This window comes from Pseudomonas sp. TWI628, from assembly GCF_039673865.1.
In the GTDB taxonomy this organism is placed as follows: Bacteria; Pseudomonadota; Gammaproteobacteria; order Pseudomonadales; family Pseudomonadaceae; genus Aquipseudomonas.
In genome coordinates this window covers 1-3,269 of record NZ_JBDJMM010000060.1, presented here as the reverse complement: position 1 = coordinate 3,269, position 3,269 = coordinate 1, and the positions used below count along the sequence as shown (strand labels likewise).

1 rRNA gene is annotated in these 3,269 nt (G+C 51.2%); it reads right to left on the bottom strand.

Going from position 1 to position 3,269, the window contains the following annotated elements:
* Positions 1–184: 184 nt before the first annotated feature.
* Positions 185–3,077 (bottom strand): 23S ribosomal RNA (locus ABE528_RS27255).
* Positions 3,078–3,269 lie beyond the last annotated feature (192 nt).

Genomic DNA, 3,269 nt, shown 5'->3' with positions numbered 1-3,269 from the left:
CTGAGTTCGGGATGGGATCAGGTGGTTCCAATGCTCTATGGTCGTCAAGAAATTCTGTAGCCAGAATGTCCAGATGGACAGCCCAGCGAATTCGGATATGCGATATTTGTGGTTCGTTGCGAACTTTCGGTTCGTATCATCTTCACCACCGCAATCTGCGCTTAGCAAATTGCTTGGGTGTTATATGGTCAAGCCTCACGGGCAATTAGTATTGGTTAGCTCAACGCCTCACAGCGCTTACACACCCAACCTATCAACGTCGTAGTCTTCGACGGCCCTTTAGGGAACTCAAGGTTCCAGTGAGATCTCATCTTGAGGCAAGTTTCCCGCTTAGATGCTTTCAGCGGTTATCTCTTCCGAACATAGCTACCCGGCAATGCCACTGGCGTGACAACCGGAACACCAGAGGTTCGTCCACTCCGGTCCTCTCGTACTAGGAGCAGCCCCTCTCAAATCTCAAACGTCCACGGCAGATAGGGACCGAACTGTCTCACGACGTTCTAAACCCAGCTCGCGTACCACTTTAAATGGCGAACAGCCATACCCTTGGGACCGGCTTCAGCCCCAGGATGTGATGAGCCGACATCGAGGTGCCAAACACCGCCGTCGATATGAACTCTTGGGCGGTATCAGCCTGTTATCCCCGGAGTACCTTTTATCCGTTGAGCGATGGCCCTTCCATACAGAACCACCGGATCACTAAGACCTACTTTCGTACCTGCTCGACGTGTTTGTCTCGCAGTCAAGCGCGCTTTTGCCTTTATACTCTACGACCGATTTCCGACCGGTCTGAGCGCACCTTCGTACTCCTCCGTTACTCTTTGGGAGGAGACCGCCCCAGTCAAACTACCCACCATACACTGTCCTCGATCCGGATAACGGACCTGAGTTAGAACCTCAAAGTTGCCAGGGTGGTATTTCAAGGATGGCTCCATGAGAACTGGCGTCCCCACTTCAAAGCCTCCCACCTATCCTACACAAGCAAATTCAAAGTCCAGTGCAAAGCTATAGTAAAGGTTCACGGGGTCTTTCCGTCTAGCCGCGGATACACTGCATCTTCACAGCGATTTCAATTTCACTGAGTCTCGGGTGGAGACAGCGCCGCCATCGTTACGCCATTCGTGCAGGTCGGAACTTACCCGACAAGGAATTTCGCTACCTTAGGACCGTTATAGTTACGGCCGCCGTTTACCGGGGCTTCGATCAAGAGCTTCGCTTGCGCTAACCCCATCAATTAACCTTCCGGCACCGGGCAGGCGTCACACCCTATACGTCCACTTTCGTGTTTGCAGAGTGCTGTGTTTTTAATAAACAGTCGCAGCGGCCTGGTATCTTCGACCGGCATGGGCTTACGGAGCAAGTCCTTAACCCTCGCCGGCGCACCTTCTCCCGAAGTTACGGTGCCATTTTGCCTAGTTCCTTCACCCGAGTTCTCTCAAGCGCCTTGGTATTCTCTACCTAACCACCTGTGTCGGTTTGGGGTACGGTTCCCAGTTATCTGAAGCTTAGGAGCTTTTCTTGGAAGCATGGCATCAACCACTTCGCGCTCTAATGAGCACTCGTCATCAGCTCTCGGCCTTGAGATCCCGGATTTGCCTAAGATCTCAGCCTACCACCTTAAACTTGGACAACCAACGCCAAGCTGGCCTAGCCTTCTCCGTCCCTCCATCGCAATAACTGGAAGTACAGGAATATTAACCTGTTTTCCATCGACTACGCTTTTCAGCCTCGCCTTAGGGACCGACTAACCCTGCGTCGATTAACGTTGCGCAGGAAACCTTGGTCTTTCGGCGTGCGAGTTTTTCACTCGCATTGTCGTTACTCATGTCAGCATTCGCACTTCTGATACCTCCAGCAAGCTTCTCAACTCACCTTCACAGGCTTACAGAACGCTCCTCTACCGCATCACCAGAAGGTGATACCCGTAGCTTCGGTGCATGGTTTGAGCCCCGTTACATCTTCCGCGCAGGCCGACTCGACTAGTGAGCTATTACGCTTTCTTTAAAGGGTGGCTGCTTCTAAGCCAACCTCCTAGCTGTCTAAGCCTTCCCACATCGTTTCCCACTTAACCATGACTTTGGGACCTTAGCTGACGGTCTGGGTTGTTTCCCTTTTCACGACGGACGTTAGCACCCGCCGTGTGTCTCCCATGCTCGGCACTTGTAGGTATTCGGAGTTTGCATCGGTTTGGTAAGTCGGGATGACCCCCTAGCCGAAACAGTGCTCTACCCCCTACAGTGATACATGAGGCGCTACCTAAATAGCTTTCGAGGAGAACCAGCTATCTCCGAGCTTGATTAGCCTTTCACTCCGATCCACAGGTCATCCGCTAACTTTTCAACGGTAGTCGGTTCGGTCCTCCAGTCAGTGTTACCTAACCTTCAACCTGCCCATGGATAGATCGCCCGGTTTCGGGTCTATACCCAGCGACTAAACGCCCTATTAAGACTCGCTTTCGCTACGCCTCCCCTATTCGGTTAAGCTCGCCACTGAATATAAGTCGCTGACCCATTATACAAAAGGTACGCAGTCACCTAACAAAGTAGGCTCCCACTGCTTGTACGCATACGGTTTCAGGTTCTATTTCACTCCCCTCTCCGGGGTTCTTTTCGCCTTTCCCTCACGGTACTGGTTCACTATCGGTCAGTCAGTAGTATTTAGCCTTGGAGGATGGTCCCCCCATGTTCAGACAAAGTTTCTCGTGCTCCGTCCTACTCGATTTCATTGATAAGAGATTTTCGTGTACGGGGCTATCACCCACTATGGCCGCACTTTCCAGAGCGTTCCACTAATCTCAAACCAACTTAAGGGCTGGTCCCCGTTCGCTCGCCACTACTAAGGGAATCTCGGTTGATTTCTTTTCCTCAGGGTACTTAGATGTTTCAGTTCCCCTGGTTCGCCTCTTGCACCTATGTATTCAGTACAAGATACTCAGCTTATGCTGAGTGGGTTCCCCCATTCAGAGATCTCTGGATCACAGTCTGTTTGCCGACTCCCCAAAGCTTATCGCAGGCTACCACGTCTTTCATCGCCTCTGACTGCCAAGGCATCCACCGTATGCGCTTCTTCACTTGACCATATAACCCCAAGCAATCTGGTTATACTGTGAAGACGACATTCGCCGAAAATTCGCACGTCGCTCTTTCGAGCAGAACTCACAAATTTTACCTTAGCCTGATCCACCAGCAGTGAAACTGGTGTTCAGTCTATTTCTATCACATATCCGAATTTTTAAAGAACGATCTGACAAAAGTCAGAAATCAACATTC